Origin of the sequence: Streptomyces sp. NPDC057307, assembly GCF_042667665.1 — a bacterium.
GTDB lineage: Bacteria > Actinomycetota > Actinomycetes > Streptomycetales > Streptomycetaceae > Streptomyces.
The window spans coordinates 1-15,211 of record NZ_JBHUZM010000032.1 but is presented as its reverse complement, the minus strand read 5'-3'; the positions used below and the strand labels follow the sequence as shown (position 1 = coordinate 15,211).

The 15,211-nt window shown below is 71.6% G+C and carries 13 protein-coding genes; 10 read left to right on the top strand and 3 right to left on the bottom strand.

The window, feature by feature from the left end; translation table 11 throughout:
- Positions 1-62 precede the first annotated feature (62 nt).
- Together ACFUN8_RS14820 and ACFUN8_RS14815 are read left to right on the top strand one after the other, a co-directional pair.
- A complete protein-coding gene (locus tag ACFUN8_RS14820) occupies positions 63-1,217 on the top strand; it encodes an epoxide hydrolase family protein (RefSeq protein ID WP_383636216.1) in 1,155 nt (384 codons plus the stop codon).
- 142 nt (positions 1,218-1,359) lie between these two features.
- Positions 1,360-1,980: a hypothetical protein gene (locus tag ACFUN8_RS14815; protein ID WP_383636213.1), complete on the top strand. Its 621-nt coding sequence runs from the start codon at positions 1,360-1,362 to the stop codon at positions 1,978-1,980.
- 18 nt (positions 1,981-1,998) lie between these two features.
- On the opposite strand, the gene ACFUN8_RS14810 is transcribed toward ACFUN8_RS14815, so the two are convergent.
- On the bottom strand, positions 1,999-2,934 hold the full coding sequence (locus ACFUN8_RS14810; protein ID WP_383636210.1) for a Gfo/Idh/MocA family protein: 936 nt from the start codon (positions 2,932-2,934) through the stop codon (positions 1,999-2,001).
- 205 nt (positions 2,935-3,139) lie between these two features.
- On the opposite strand from ACFUN8_RS14810, the gene ACFUN8_RS14805 reads away from it, so the two are divergent.
- The 4 genes from ACFUN8_RS14805 to ACFUN8_RS14790 all read left to right on the top strand — a co-directional run bounded on the left by ACFUN8_RS14805 (position 3,140) and on the right by ACFUN8_RS14790 (position 7,700).
- Positions 3,140-4,615 (top strand): hypothetical protein, encoded by a 1,476-nt coding sequence (locus ACFUN8_RS14805; RefSeq protein ID WP_383636207.1) that lies wholly within the window; start codon positions 3,140-3,142, stop codon positions 4,613-4,615.
- Positions 4,612-5,733, top strand: coding sequence for a hypothetical protein (locus ACFUN8_RS14800; protein WP_383636204.1), 1,122 nt, complete (start codon positions 4,612-4,614; stop codon positions 5,731-5,733). Before ACFUN8_RS14805 ends, ACFUN8_RS14800 begins: the two co-directional genes overlap by 4 nt.
- Positions 5,734-5,784: 51 nt before the next feature.
- Positions 5,785-6,705, top strand: a complete 921-nt coding sequence (locus tag ACFUN8_RS14795; protein WP_383636201.1) for a DUF6891 domain-containing protein — start codon at positions 5,785-5,787, stop codon at positions 6,703-6,705.
- Between the two features lie 392 nt (positions 6,706-7,097).
- Positions 7,098-7,700 (top strand): winged helix-turn-helix domain-containing protein, encoded by a 603-nt coding sequence (locus tag ACFUN8_RS14790; RefSeq protein WP_383636198.1) that lies wholly within the window; start codon positions 7,098-7,100, stop codon positions 7,698-7,700.
- Positions 7,701-7,795: 95 nt separating this feature from the next.
- Here the strand turns inward: ACFUN8_RS14790 and ACFUN8_RS14785 are convergent, their stop codons facing one another.
- Both ACFUN8_RS14785 and ACFUN8_RS14780 read right to left on the bottom strand, forming a co-directional pair.
- A complete protein-coding gene (locus ACFUN8_RS14785) occupies positions 7,796-9,286 on the bottom strand; it encodes a PepSY-associated TM helix domain-containing protein (RefSeq protein ID WP_383636195.1) in 1,491 nt (496 codons plus the stop codon).
- Between the two features lie 56 nt (positions 9,287-9,342).
- On the bottom strand, positions 9,343-10,089 hold the full coding sequence (locus ACFUN8_RS14780) for a hypothetical protein (protein WP_383636192.1): 747 nt from the start codon (positions 10,087-10,089) through the stop codon (positions 9,343-9,345).
- 119 nt (positions 10,090-10,208) lie between these two features.
- Here ACFUN8_RS14780 and ACFUN8_RS14775 point away from each other — a divergent pair, with 119 nt between their 5' ends.
- From ACFUN8_RS14775 to ACFUN8_RS14760, 4 genes are all read left to right on the top strand, one after another.
- Positions 10,209-11,249: an NAD-dependent epimerase/dehydratase family protein gene (locus ACFUN8_RS14775; RefSeq protein ID WP_383636189.1), complete on the top strand. Its 1,041-nt coding sequence runs from the start codon at positions 10,209-10,211 to the stop codon at positions 11,247-11,249.
- A 267-nt stretch (positions 11,250-11,516) separates the two neighbouring features.
- Positions 11,517-12,785, top strand: a complete 1,269-nt coding sequence (locus ACFUN8_RS14770) for a sensor histidine kinase (protein WP_383636186.1) — start codon at positions 11,517-11,519, stop codon at positions 12,783-12,785.
- Complete coding sequence (locus tag ACFUN8_RS14765) at positions 12,770-13,423, top strand: LuxR C-terminal-related transcriptional regulator (protein WP_382559864.1); 654 nt, start codon at positions 12,770-12,772, stop codon at positions 13,421-13,423. The genes ACFUN8_RS14770 and ACFUN8_RS14765 overlap by 16 nt, the downstream gene beginning before the upstream one ends.
- Positions 13,424-13,643: 220 nt before the next feature.
- On the top strand, positions 13,644-15,158 hold the full coding sequence (locus ACFUN8_RS14760) for a DUF1996 domain-containing protein (protein ID WP_383636183.1): 1,515 nt from the start codon (positions 13,644-13,646) through the stop codon (positions 15,156-15,158).
- The last annotated feature ends 53 nt before the right edge of the window (positions 15,159-15,211 follow it).

The following is a 15,211-nucleotide window of genomic DNA, read 5'->3' as shown; positions in this document are numbered from 1 at the left end:
CGTCTGACCCGCGCGCCCAGGAGCCGTCCGGACACGGACAGATTCTCTGAGCGAAGGAAGACATGACAGCCGAGCAGTTCCGGATCTCCGTATCCGACGACGTACTCCACGACCTGCGTGACCGACTGAACCGCACCCTCTTCACCGCGGCGTCCGACAGCACCTTCTGGGCGGCGGGGGTCGACCCCGCCTATCTGCGCGAGCTTGTCGCCCACTGGGCGGACGGCTTCGACTGGCGGCGGGCCGAGACCGCCCTCAACGCGTATCCGCACCGTATCGCCGAGGTGGCGGGCCGACCGGTGCACTTCGTCCACTTCCGGGGCCGGCGGGCCGAGGGCGCGCCCGCGCCGTTGCCTCTGATCATGACGCACGGCTGGCCGAGCAGCTTCGTGGAGATGCTGAAGGCGGCCGAACGGCTGGCCGATCCGGCCGCGTACGGCGGTGACCCGGCCGACGCCTTCGACGTGGTCGTCCCGTCACTGCCCGGTTTCCTCTACTCGGCGCTGCCCGACGGGCCGTTCACGCGCAGGCGCGTCGCCGAGATCTGGCACGGGCTGATGACCGGGACTCTCGGGTACGAGAGGTACGGCGCCTTCGGCGGGGACATCGGGGGCGGGGTCACGCAGTGGCTCGGCGCCCTGTACCCCGACCAGGTCGCCGGGATCCACCTCACCTCCGCCGTGATCACGTCCGACTTCGAGAACCGGCCCGCGACGCCCGAGGAGCAGGCGTATCTCGACACCCTCACCGCCTACGACCTCGGTGACCAGGGCTACAGCGAGATCATGTGGACCCGGCCGGACACGATCGCCGCGGCGCTCATGGACTCCCCCGCCGGGCTCCTCGCCTGGATCATCGACAAGTACCGGGACTGGAGCGACTGCGACGGCGATCTGGAGAGCCGCTGGGACAGGGACACACTGCTGACGATCGCCACGCTGTACTGGGCGACGGGCAGCATCGGGTCGTCCTTCCGGCAGTACTACGACTACCCGCTCAACAAGCCGGTCCCGACGATCCAGGTGCCGGCGGCCGTGACCCTGAGCCATGAACCGGCGCTGGCGGGGCTGCCCCGCAGTCTCGCCGAACGGCTCTGCGCCGATCTGCGGCACTGGAGCACACCGGGGCGCGGCGGGCACTTCATGGCGCACGAGGAGCCGGAGCAGGTGGTGGACGAACTGCGCGCGTTCTTCGGGCCGTTGAGAACCACGGCCTGAGTTGGCGGGAGGCGGGGGGCGATCGACCCGCGTTACGGAAGTCGCTGCCGGGGTTCTTGAGCGGTACGGGCTTTCCGCTCGTACGTAACGGCACACGGAACCCAGTCGGCCGCCCCCCGCGGCCGGGAACAGGAGCCCCCACGTGTCGCGGAAGAAGTCCTTCAGCCGGAAGAAGAAGATCGCCCTGCTCGTCGGCGCGGTCGCGTTGGTGGGCGGTACCGCGGTGGCGATGACCGGCACCAGTCAGGCGTCGGTGGAGTGCGACGGGCTGAACACCGCCCTCGGCAACAACCAGCGCTTCATCGACGGGCAGCGGGCCGCTCCGGACGCCCTGTCCGACGCGCGGATCAAGAACCGGCAGGACGTGATCGAGGAGATCAGGCGGAAGCAGGCGGCCTCCGGATGCGAGGTGGGCGCGAGCGACACCGGCGCGGTGCCGCCGGCCGACGCGCCCCCGGCCGAAGCGGCGCCCCCCGCCGACGGGGCCGGCGGGGACAACGGTGCGGGCCAGGTCGGCGAGGTCGTCTGTGCCGGATCGACCGTCACCCTGTCCGGCGAGGCAGGCGCCCCGGCGGCGTCGAGCAACGAGTTCCCCGTCGGCACCACGCTCAAGGTGACCAACCTCGACAACGACAAGTCGACCACCGTGCGGGTCACCGCGCCGTCGGGCAGCTGCGCGCTGCTCAACGACGCGGCGTTCGAACAGGTCCGTGAACCGGGCAAGTTCCTGATCCGCAACGCCCGGATCGAGCGCGTGGGCTGACCCCGGGCAACAGACCGGTCAGGGGCGGGCGAGCAGCCCCTCCGCCTCCGCGAGGATCTCCGTCAGCCGCAGGCCGAACCGCACGTCGCACGCGTGCGGTCGGCCCGTGCGCGCCGCGGTGAGCAGCGCGTCGATCGCGGCGCCGAACGTGTCCGCCGGGTCGCCCCACTGCTCGGGAAGCACCACCGTCCCGTGCTCGCCCCGCAGTTCGAGTCCCGCTCCGGCGCCCTCCACGGGCGCGCTCAGGCTCAGCACCGCCGAACTCGTCACGCCCGACGTGTGCGTGAGCACCAGATGTGTGAGGTCGGGCTCCGACCGTACGGCCGTGACGGCCGTCACGTCGCCGAGCACCGGCAGCAGCGCGGAGAGCGCGTGCGGGCCCACGTCCCACAGGCCGCCCTTCTCGCGCCGCCAGGGCGAGTCCGCGTACGGGCTGCTCTCGCTGCCCACTCCGTACAGCGCGCCGAGCCAGTGGGCGCGTGCCGTGAACCAGCCGCCCAGCGCCGCCTGTTCCTCGACCCACTCGGCGGTCCCGGCGGCGAAGCGCAGCGTGCAGAAGACCAGGGAGGCGACGCCGGCCCGCTCGGCGGCGTCCGCCACGGCGCGCGCGCCGGGCACGGTCGTCGCGACCGGCTTGTCCATGAGGAGATGGCAGCCGGCCGCGGCCGCGCGGGCCGCGAGCGGCGCCTGGATGTCGGGCGGCAGGGCGAAGGCGACCGCGTCGCTCACGGCGAGCAGCGCGTCGAGCCCGTCCAGCCCGCCCACGCCGGGACCCCCTTCACCGCCGCCCGCGTACGCCGTGGTGTCGTGGGCGGCGGCGAGCGCGCCGGCGGCCTCGGGCCGCCGCCCCCAGACGCCGCTGAACGCGACATCCGGGTGGGCCGCGATGGCGGGGGCGTGCGTGCGTTCGGCCCAGGGGCCGGTGCCGAGGAGTGCGATGCGTAGCTGGCTCATGTGGATCAGTGTGCCGTCCGCACCCCGCCCCGGCCCAGAGCGGCCGGGAATTGGGTGGCGCGGTACGGGACCCCCGGTGCTACGTTTCACGGGCCGGCCGCGGGCCTCCGGTGCGACTTCCGGGACTTGCCTCTGAAGCAACAATTTCGCTGTTCGCGCCCCCATGCCCCGGCCGGCTTCAACATGTCCGGGGACAGGGGGAAGCATGACGCGCACCGACGCCGATCTGATCGCGGCCGAGGACGTGCTGCTGTTCGTCAACGCCGCCGTCACGTCGACGGGCCAGCGCGAGTTCCGTTCCCGGGCGTCCTCGCAGCGGCTCTCGCTCGACTTCCTCCATGAGTACGTACGGGTCAACTACCGCACCGTGTACGCCGCTTCGCTCGCGCTCGACATCAACGACCACAACGCGGCCCGGGTCGTGGAGCGGTTGCTGGGTACGGCGGGCGAGGCGAGCCCGGCGCAGAAGCGGACCGAGGGCCGGTTGATCGCCGCCCGGCTGGCGCTGCTGCCGCCGCAGCGCGTCTACCGACTGTTCCGCGCGCTGCGCGCCGCGAAGGTCGGCAACCGCCGTACCCGCGCGATCCTGCGCGACTGGCTGGCGGCCCGGCCCGATCTGGGGCACGACGCGGTGAAGTACCGCGACGGGCTGAAGACCGTGGCGCGCCACTTCCATCTGCCGCTGCGGACGACGGGCGAAAGCCCCGCCGCCCAGGGCGAGTTGGGCGACTTCCTCTTCGAGCCGGGCGTACGCCCCCGCTACGAGCACCGGCTGCTCGACGCGTACCGCCGCGCCCACTACGAGCAGGGCGCGATCTACGAGCTGCCGTTCACGGTCGCCGAGGGGTTCGCGGCCCAGCACGGCCTCAAGCGCGCCGCGTTCGTGGAGCGGATCGCGCCCCGGATGACCCGGCTGGAGCGGCTGCGCACACAGCGCGAGGCGGGCGCGGACGTGGCGGGGGCCGCCGTACGGACGGATCTCTCCGTCATGCCGCTGACCAGGCTCGCGCTGTACACCCTGTCGCTGGGGACCGACGAGCGGGTGCGGCGGCGCGCGGAGCTGACGGGCGCGCTGCGTACGGCGGCGCGCCGGGCGGCGGGGCCGTACGCCGGGACCTGGGGGCGCGTCGCCGCCGTACTGGACGACAGCTACTCCGCGTCCGGCTCCGGCGAGAAGCGGCGCCGTCCGCTCGGCGTCGCGCTCGGCGGGCACTTCCTGCTGGAGGCGCTGGCGGCGCCGGGGGCGTACGGCGCGTGGTGGACCTCGGGCCGTACGGACCCGCTCCTGGTGCGGCCGTACGGTCCGACGCCGTTGGGCATGCGGGTCATCGACGCGCTGGAGTACGCCCCCGATCGGCTCGTGGTCGTCTCCGACGGCTGGGACAACGCGCCGCCGGGGCTGGCGGGCGAGGTGCTGCGGGTGTGGCGTACGCGGCTGGACCGGGAGCGGCGGACGAGGGTCACGCATCTGAATCCGGTGTACGACGCGGACGGCTTCGACGTGCGCCGGCTGGCGGCGGGTGTGCCGACGGCGGGGATCCGGGACGCGGAGGATCTGCCGGCGCTGGTGGAGATCGCGCAGTTCGCCGAGGGCCGGACGGGGCTGGCCGAACTGCAGGCGTATCTGGACCGGCGGATCGAGGGTTTTCTGCTCACGTACGAGGGGGGAAAGGCGACATGACCGGGCTCGACCTCACCGGGCTGACGGCCCGCCCGGCGCAGGTGTGGGGCGGTGTGCGGCTCGTGCCGCTGGTGCGTACGGAGCCGGTGCCGGGGCTCCGGCTGCACCGGGAGGTGTACGACCGCTTCGGCGAGGTCCTGGTGTCGCCCGGCGTCAGCTATGTGTCGTACATCCCGCACGGGCTCGTCGCCGACTGGTCCGGCGAGCAATCGGCCGCGTACGGAACGCAGTTGGACACCGCGCGGCCCACGGCCATGGCGGTCGGCCGGCACCACCGCATGGTCAAGCGGCGACCGTCGAAGAAGCGGGACGGACAGCCAGCCGGCGCGGTCGCGCGCTGCCGGTTCCTGCCGCTGCACCTGGCCATGGAGGGGTATCTGGCGCTGCACTTCGGGGGCCCGACGATCGCGTGGCACACCTGGTCGGAGGAGGCGGTGCGGCAGGGGCTCTCGCCCCGTTCCGAGGCCGCCTATCTGGGGCTCGACGTGCACGGGCTCGCCGACGCGCTGCGGGTCTTCGAGATCCATCCGGACCAGTGCGGGGTGATGGTGTACGTCGCGGACGCGCTCGCCGCCGCCTTCGTGGTGCCGCATCCCGACGACTACCGGGCGCTGCACCCGACGCTGCTCCAGGACATGTACGGGGAGTTGATCTACCAGTACGGCTACTTCGGCGGAGCCGTACCGGACTTCGAGGCGCGCCTCGGCGACGGTCGGCACATCGCGACGTTCGCCGATCTGCGGGCCGCCGCGCGGGGGCAGGAGCGGGCGTGGAGCGAGTCGCACGACACGGTCATGGCGCGTGAACTGCTCGGTACGTCGTACTCGTTCGAGCGGGTCCGCCGTATGGCGTCGTTCGACATGTACCGCTTCCTGCCGCCGTTCCGCGTCGACTCCGACGGGCAGCACATCGGTGAGCTGATCACCGACCACAAGGGGCGCACGGCGTACCTGAAGACGTTCCGGCTGGCCCCGGCGCAGATCAGACGGGGTCATCTGCTGAACAGCCTGGCCGACAACGAGTGGCATCTGCGGCGTACGGCGGAGCAGTTGGGCACGACGCCCGAGGAGATCGTGCGCCGGATCCGCGCGGCGGGCTTCGGTTCGCTGCTGCGCTGACGGCACGCGACGTCGGCGGAGTTGTCGGTGGCCTGTGCCAGAGTGCTGCCCATGCTGGCCATCAGGGTGAAGACAGAGAACTGGCAGGAATACGAGCGGATCTCGGCGGACCGGCTCGGTGAGCTGATCGCGCGGATAGGGGGTGTCGACGATCAGTTCGTGACCGTGGACCGGATCCCCGACCGGCCGCAGGTGTTCATCCAGGTCGCGCGGGACAGCGCCGAGAGTTACACGCTGGAGCACCGGGACGGCTCGGCCGACGCCATGTTCGGCACGGAGCTGTCGGACGCGGAGTCGGTGACCCGGGTCATGGTGGCGTGGGCCCGCCAGGAGGACGGCTGGGACGCGGGCCTGGTCTGGAAGCGGGTGGACCTGCCGCCGGTCGAGCCGGTGCCCGATCTCGACGACAAGACCCGGTGCGAGGTCGAGGAGTACGTACGCGGGCTGATCAGGCGCGGCTACGACGGACGGGCGCAGCTCGCCGAGGACGCCGAGGAGTGGCTGGTCGACGGGGACGAGCGGCCCGTCTCCGCCGCGCAGGCGCAGCGGATCGTGGACCGGCTGTGGCTGGAGCGTGTCGAGGAGCAGGCCGGGTGGGAGGGCGAGACCGATCCGGAGCGGATCACGGCGGTGTTCGCGGGGCTGGACGAGCGGGGCATCGTGGCCAGGGAGAATTTCACCTGCTGCCGTGGCTGCGGGCTGGCGGAGATCGGCGCCGAGCGCGAGGAGGGCGACACCCGGGAGGTGCGGGGCTTCGTCTTCTTCCACACGCAGTGCACGGAGGCGGCGGCGGTCGGGGGCGGGCTCTCGCTCTACTACGGGGGGTTCGACGGCTCGGAGGAGACCACGGCGGCTGTCGGCAGGGAGGTCACGGCGGCCCTGGCGGAGGCGGGGCTGTCGGTGACATGGGACGGTTCGCCGGGGTCGGCGATCGATGTCGGGGAGCTGGACTGGCGCAAGCGGCTGAGCTGAGCCGGGGGCCGGCGGCGGGACGGCGGGCAAGCGCCGGGCGGCGGGTGCCGGGCGGGCCGGTCTTCGTGAACGGGCTGTTAATCCCATGAACAGCCCATGAAATCGCCAACGGATCCCTCTCCATGTATCGACCCTTGAGAGGGCACTCCTGCTGCGGCCCCATATCTGCTTCAATGAGGTCATGGCCAGTCTTCAGCACGACGCGTCGGGTCGCATCGACCTTGAGCCGTTCTGGCCGTCCCGGCAGCACCACGACTTCGACCGGGTGTGTTGCCGCGCGAGGAACGCGTCGGCCCTCTAAAGCCTCTTCCCAGGCCTTCGGCCGTCGCGAATGACGTACGTCCCGTCCTGTCGACTCGACGACATCCTTCGCGCGAAAGAGCTGACCCCTCATGGCGAACTCCCGTCCTTTCTCCACCGTCACCGCGGCCACGGCCGCCGCGACCGCCGCGGCCTCCGTCGCCTCCGGCCGTCACCGACTACGAGCCGTCGACCGTGACGAGGTCGTCCCTCTCACGGCGCCCGGCGCGGCCGGCCAGCTCGTGGACTTCCTGCCCCCCGGCTCCACCTGGCTGCCGGCCCCGGCGCACACCCTGCCGACGCTGCCGGGCAGGCCGCCGATGGTCGGCTATCTCGTTCTCGTCCCGGCCGACCAGCACCCGGTGGCGGCCACCACCGCGCACCCGCCGGTGCCCGCCACGGCCCCCGCCGGTGAGGGGCCGGTGCGGGTCGACTCCACCGAGCGGACCGTCGAGGTGGACGGCCGCCCGCTGGATCTGACGTACCTCGAATTCGAACTGCTCGCCCATCTCGTGGCGAACCCCCACCGGGTGCACACCCGCGACCAGCTGGTGACCACGGTCTGGGGTTACGGACACGTCGGCGACGGCCGGACCGTGGACGTGCATGTGGCCAGACTGCGCCGCAAGCTGGGCGCGGAGCACCGGCACACGATCCGGACGATCCGGCGGGTCGGTTACAAGTACGCCCCGTAGGGCCGTCCGGCACCGCGACCTGGGTGAGGCCCCCGCCGGGCGGACCGGCGGGGGCCTCACACGTACGCGTCTGTACTCCGCGTACTACGTACCGGCTACGTACCGGCCTTCGCCGCCCGCGCCCGTGCCCGCGTCACCGCGCCGAGCGCCATGTCCAGGACCAGGAACGCCACCAGGGTGATCCCGAGCAGCGGTACGAACCAGCCGACCAGGGCCGCCACGGCGATCAGGGGCAGCAGCACGGACAGTGGCACCTTGCGCCACGCCCCGCGCGCCATCGGTTTGCCCGCGCTCAGCTTCCGGTCCTGGGTGGGCCTGCGCTGCCACCACATGCGGTAGCCCCACACGATGATCAGGATCAGGGAGAGGGCGAGGGCGGCGAGGAGCAGTTGGTTGACGAGGCCGAACGTGAGGCCCATGTGGGCGTCGATGCCGATCCGGGTGAGCTGGGCCAGCAACGGGTAGTCGGCGAAGCGCAGTTCGTCGAGGACGAGGCCGGTGCCGGGGTCGACCGCGACCGAGTCCAGCCGGACCGGGAACTGGCTGTCCCGCTGCGCGACGACGTACGCCGCACCGTCGGCGGGCGGCTTCACGACCACCGGTCCGTCGAGTCCGGCCTGGCGCGCGGCGGTCAGGGCGTTGTCGATGCCGATGTCCATGCCCTCGTGGTCGCCGCCCGCGCCGCTGTCGCCGCCGTGGCCCTCGTGTTCCTCGTGGCCTCCGGCACCGGCCGCCGCGTCGTCGCCGCTCTTGAGGGTGGCCGAGACGACGGGGGTGGCGCCGCCCAACTGGTCCTGTACGGCGCCGATGTTGGCGCCCGCGTAGGTCGACCAGGTCAGGCCCGTCGCGGAGAGCAGTACGAATCCGGTGGCCGCCCACAGCCCGAGCGAGCCGTGCCGGGTGAGTGTCCTGCGGCGTCCGGTGGCGCCGGGTTCGGGCCGGATCAGGGCGCGCTTGGAGGTTCTTCTGCGGCCGATCCACAGCAGCAGCCCGCCGAGCGCGACGACCCACAGCCAGCTGGCGGCCAACTCGCTGTAGACACGGCCGGGTTCGCCGAGGTGCAGATGGCGGTGGAGTTCGGAGAGCCAGGTGCGCAGCGGGAGGGCTCCGGAGCTGCCGTAGCTGTCGAGTTCGCCGCGTATCTGGGCGGTGTGCGGATCGACGAACACCGCCAGCGACTTGCTCTCCTCGCTGTCCGGCATCGTCATCAGGACCCGGGTGGACTCCTCGTCCTCGGACGACGGCCAGACGGCGGTGACCTTGCCGTCGGGGTGCTCGGCGCGTGCCGCCTCCACCTGGTCGGTGAGCATGGCCGTACGGTCGCTGTCCGGGGAGCGCAGCTCCTGGCGGTAGACGATCTTCTCCGCCTGGTACGAGAGCGAGTAGAGCAGCCCCGTGGTGGCGGCGATCAGCAGGAGCGGGGCGATGAGCAGGCCCGCGTAGAAGTGCAGCCGCAGGACGAGGGGGCGCACCGCGCCCCAGGTGGTGGTGTTGGCGGGCGCGGGCGGCTTCTTGTCGCCCGGCTTCTTGGTGGGGGGCTTGGTGCGTGGGGAGTCGGCGCCCTGTACGGGGTCGTCAATGGCCATGACTGTCCTAGGAGTTGGCGTGGCACGGGGGAATCGGCCCCCGGGCCCCGCCCAGGTCAGACCATGGCGGCGGCGGCCCCGGAGGCCGTCGTACGGTTCGCGAGTGGCGCGCGGTGGTCCGGCGGGCCGCGCCGGGACACGGCGTGGGCCAGGACGGCGCCGCGCGGCCGGTGCGGCGCGCGGGTGCGGTGCCGGGGCCGTACGGGCGGCGGTACGGCGAGGGGCCGGGGCGCGGCGAGCAGCAACCTCAGCGGGGTGAACGCGAAGGCGGCGACGGTCTCGGCGAGCCGGAAGAACGCGGCCTCGCCGCGGGCCAGCCAGAGCGCGCAGACGGCGCCGGCGACCAGGTGGGCGGCGAGCATGCCCGGCGAGGTGTCGGCGACGGCCGCCAGCACCGCGCCGCCGACGCCTCCCGCGCCCGCGCTCTCCCCCATGCCCGCGCCGATACCGCCGACGCCCGCGCCGATACCGCCGATACCCGTGCCGACGCCCGCGCCCATGTCCGCCGTCGCGTGGCCGTGGCCCCGCGACGGCAGCGCGCCGTGCGTCCCGGCGGTGACGGAGAAGGTCACGTGCAGCGCGGCCTGCGCGGTGAGCACGGCGGGCCCGATGAACCCGATGCCCCGGCGCCGGCCGCCCGCGAGCCACGACAGCCCGGCGATCACCCCAAAAGCCGCCGTAAGTACACCGAGTGGAAGTTCATGAGCGGACATGGACGAATGCCCCACCGCCGCCAGTGTCACGCACACCGCCGCGAGGATCGCGGCCCGCAAGGCGCGCATCGGCGACCGGGCATCTGTCATGGTGCGCTCATGCTGCCATCCCCGTGGCGCGTGCGGCAGATGGTGTGAACGGCGCTGACCTGCTATGCCCGCAGCAGAACGGATCCGGTAATCGGACAGCCGCGTGGCAGGGTTCCGGCATGAGACTTCTGATTCTGGGTGGCACCGAGTTCGTGGGCCGCGCCGTGGCCGAGGCCGCGCTCGCGCGGGACTGGCAGGTGACCGTGTTCCACCGCTGCCACCACGAGGCACCGGCGGGGGTCCGCGTCCTGCGCGGCGACCGCACCGCGCCGGACGGTCTCGCGGCGCTGACCGACACGGCCCCGACCGACACGGCCCCCCGCTCCGACGCGTCCGGGAGCGGCGCCGCTCCCGAATGGGACGTGGTCGTCGACACCTGGTCGGGCGCGCCCTCCGTCGTGCTGGACGCGGCCCGGCTGCTGGCCGACCGGGCGGGCCACTACGCGTACATCTCCAGCCGTTCCGTGTACGCGTACCCGACCCCCGCCGGTCTCCCCGAGGACGGCCCGCTGGTGGAGGGAGCGGCGGCCGACGCCGAGCCGCGTGACTACGCGCGGGACAAGCGTGGCGGCGAGCTGGCCGCCGAAGCGGCCTTCGGGGACCGCGCGCTGCTGGTGCGCGCGGGCCTGATCCTCGGTCCGTGGGAGAACGTGGGGCGGCTGCCCTGGTGGCTGGGGCGGATCGCGCGCGGCGGCCCGGTGCTCGCGCCCGGACCGCGCGAGAACCCGTTGCAGTACATCGACGTGCGCGACCTCGCCGAGTGGACCTTGGACGCGGCGGCACGCGGCCTCGGTGGCGCGTACAACGTGGTGAGCCCGCCGGGTCACAGCACGATGGGCGAGCTGCTGGCGGCATGCGTCAAGGCCACCGGCTCGGACGCCGAGCTGCGCTGGACGGACCCGGAGACGATTCTCGCGGCCGGCGTCGAGCCGTGGACGGACCTGCCGATCTGGCTGCCGCGCGGTGAACTGCACGACATGATGCACGGCGGCGATGTCGCCAAGGCGCTCGCCGCCGGGCTGCGGTGCCGGCCGGTGGAGGAGACCGTCACCGACACCTGGGCCTGGCTCCGGTCGATCGGCGGCGAGGCCCCGCAGCGCCCCGACCGCCCGAAGGTCGGGCTCGCGCAGGAGGTGGAGGCGGCCCTGCTGGGCGGCTGACTCCCGCCGGACAGGCCGTCGACTCCCGGGGCCGGAGAGGCCGTCGACTCCGGCGGACGGACAGGTCCCCGACCCGGCGAACGGGGGTTCGCAGGTCCCTCTGACGGGGGATGGCCGATGGTGTCCAAGTGGTGCTAGGTACACCACCGATTGGGGGCGGAAACCGCTCACGTACGACGGGCACCGCACGGCAGACTGATGGCTGTGCCCGTCAGCGGGCGGAAGGCCGGTCGCCGATGGGGCACGGGCGACAAGAGAGGATCCACGATGAACGGGACGAAGATGATCGCCGAGTCGGCCAGGACCACGGGCCGGGGGCTGTTGCTCGGATTCACCGCCCTCATCGGCTCCATCACACTGTTCGTCTTCTCGGTGCTCTCGATCACCTTGATCCTCCTCGGCATCGGCTTCTTCACCACCCCCTACGTCCTGGCCGCGGTACGGGCGCACGCCAACCGGCGCCGGCTGCTGGCGGCCACCTGGTCGGACGTCAAGGTCCCGGTGCCGTACCGCCCGATGCCCGCCGATCTGCGCACCGGCGTCACCGGCCAGGTGGAGCGGACCACGCTGATGCTGAAGGACCCGGCGACCTGGCGGGACCTGGCGTGGCTGATGGAGGACATGACGGTGGGGGCGGTCTCCGCCCTCCTCTCGGCGGCCCTGTTCATCTACGGGCTGGAGGGCGTGGTGCTGGCGGCCGGCCTGTGGCGGGCCTTCGAGAACGACGCGTACCCGTACGTCGGCTTCGTCTCCGTCGACAGCCAGTTCACCGGACTGCTCGCCGCCGCCGTGGGCGTGGTGATCATGGCGATCGGTGTCCGGTACGCCAACGACGTCCAGCGCGGCCACTTCCTGCTCGCCAAGTCGCTGCTCGCCCCCAACCAGGACCAGGCGCTGGCGCAGCGCGTCGCCCACCTCACCGAGACGCGGCACGACGCCGTGGACAGCTCCGCCGCCGAACTGCGCCGGATCGAGCGGGATCTGCACGACGGCGCGCAGGCCCGGCTGGTCGCCATGGGCATGGACCTGGGCACGATCGAGGCGCTCATCGAGAAGAACCCTGCCAAGGCCAAGGAGCTGATCGCCAACGCCCGCCTGTCCTCCGCCGAGGCGCTGACCGAGCTGCGCGACCTGGTCAGGGGCATCCACCCGCCGGTCCTGGCCGAGCGCGGACTGGGTGACGCGGTGAAGGCGCTGGCGCTGCGCCTGCCGGTGGAGACCGACGTACAGGTGGATCTGCCGGGCCGGGCCGACGCGCCCGTGGAGTCGGCGGTGTACTTCGCGGTCAGCGAGATCCTCACCAACGCGATCAAGCACTCCAACGCGGACCGGATCTGGATCGACATGATCCACACGGACTCCAAGCTGCGCGTCGCGATCGGCGACAACGGCGACGGCGGCGCGAAGATCGGTTCGGGTACCGGGCTGAGCGGACTGGAGCGCCGACTCGGTACATTCGACGGCATCCTGGCCGTCAGCAGTCCCGAGGGCGGCCCCACCATGGTCACCGTGGAGATCCCTTGCGAGTTGTCCTAGCCGAAGACCTCTTCCTGCTCCGTGACGGTCTGGTCCGGATGCTGGAGGCGTACGACTTCGAGGTCCTGGCCGCCGTGGAGACCGGACCCGAACTGACCAGAGCATTCGCGGAACTTCAGCCGGACGTCGCCGTAGTCGACGTCCGGCTTCCGCCGTCGCACACCGACGAGGGACTCCAGTGCGCCCTCGCCGCGCGCCGGGACCGCCCCGGACTCCCCGTCCTCGTCCTGTCGCAGCACGTCGAGCAGTTGTACGCACGGGAGTTGCTGGCCGACGGGACCGGCGGCATCGGATATCTCCTCAAGGACCGGGTCTTCGACGCCGACCAGTTCATCGACGCGGTGCGCCGGGTCGCCGGCGGCGGTACGGCGATGGACCCCCAGGTCATCCAGCAACTGCTGTCCCGCAGGGCCCAGGACAAGCCGATCGGCCAGCTGACGCCGCGTGAGCGCGAGGTCATGGAGCTGATGGCGCAGGGACGTTCGAACGCGGCGATCGCCGCCCAACTCGTCGTCACGGAGCGGGCGGTGTCCAAGCACACGTCGAACATCTTCGGGAAGCTGGGGCTGCCGGTGTCGGACGACGACAACCGGCGGGTGCTCGCGGTGATCGCGTATCTGGACCGGGGACAGCAGTAGGACCGAGGCCGGCGGTGACGGGGCGGGCGCCACGGCGCCCGTGCTGCCCAAGGGATCGCCGGGTGAGGCGTGTTGAGGGCATCCGCCCGGTTTGTTGATGGAGATTTCTATGAATTCCTTGTGCGGCTGAACAGGCCGCGAATGACGTCCGTATGGAACGGAGCGCTTCCTCCCCACGCCGGAGATCCCCCTGAACCGGCACCGAAGCTTGAGGAGTTCCATGGGACGCACGTCAAGAAAACGCTCGACAGTGGCGAACCGGGCCATCGCGGCCTCGGCGGCCTTGATTCTGGGCGGGGGTGGGCTGGTAGCGGTAAATGTCTACGCATCCGCGGGAGAAGGCCGCTCCGGTCAGGAGCGGATCCAGAATGCCGGACGGCAGATGTCCACCATCGACTGTCCCGAGGTCGCGAATGAGCTCACCAAGGTGCCGAGGCGCGCCCGAGCCACGGTCGACCGGGAACTGGCCCGGATGGACACGCAGATCACCGATGCCTACAAGCGGTTCGCCGACAACAAGGTGAAGTTGGAGAGAGATCCGAAACTTACCGAGAAAAAGATCCTCAAGCCGCTGAAGCAGAAGAGGCTCGCCAGCCTCAAGCGGATCCGTTCCGCGCTCAAGCGCGCGGGGCACTGGCAGAAGAGCCTGGACTCGCTCGCCCCCTGCACCATGCGGCCCGACGACGACAGCACCAACGGCGGCGATCCGGGCGGCGGCCAGAACGGTGGCCAGGGTCAGAACGGCGGGCAAGGGCAGAACGGCGGCCAGGACGGCGGTCAGGGTCAGAACGCGGGCCAGGACGGCGGTCAGGACGGTGGCCAGGGCGGCGACGGCGGCCAGCCGCCCGGCAACGGCCCCGACGCCTCCGACTTTGTCGCCATCGAGTCCATCGAGCCGAACATCCAGGAGCCCCAGCCGGGCGAGCAGGCGTCGACCGGCAACTTCACCACCGAGTGCGGGCGCAACGAGAACGGCCTCTTCAACTCGGACAACGTCATCGCCGCGCCCGGCGTGAGCAACGGCGCCCACCACAAGCACGACTACGTGGGCAACCAGGCCAACAACGCGTTCGCGAGCGACGACGACCTGGCCAACGGCGAGACGACCTGCAACGAGCAGGGTGACAAGTCCACCTACTACTGGCCGGTGGTCCGCCTCCAGAACGGTCAGAACGAGGCCGACGCGAACGAGGACGGCGGCGGCAAGGACGGCAACGTCGGAGAGATCCAGACGCCGTCCGAGGTCACCCTGCAATTCGCCGGCAGCGCCGTGTCGAAGGTCACGGCCATGCCCCGCTTCCTGCGCATCATCACCGGTGACGCGAAGGCGTTCGTCAACGGCGACGCCAACGCGAATGCCTCGTGGAGCTGCACCGGATTCGAGGACCGCCAGCTGAAGGACAAATACCCGATCTGCCCGGCGGGCAGCCAGGTGGTCCGTTCGTTCGACTTCCAGAGTTGCTGGGACGGACAGAACACCGACAGCGCGAATCACCGCACCCATGTGGCGTTCGCCGACGAGAACGGTCAGTGCCAGGAGGGATTCCAGGCGATTCCGCAGCTCAAGCAGCGGATCGTGTACGACATTCCGCCGGGTCCGGGATTCGCGGTGGACTCGTTCCCCGAGCAGTTGCACAAGCCCGTCACCGACCACGGCGACTTCATCAATGTCTTCGACGAGGACGTGATGAACAAGATGGTCGACTGCATCAACACCGGCAAGGAATGCAACTGACGGTGTGACGTAGATCCGATCCTCAGGCGCCGGCCGGGCTCAGAGCCCGGCCG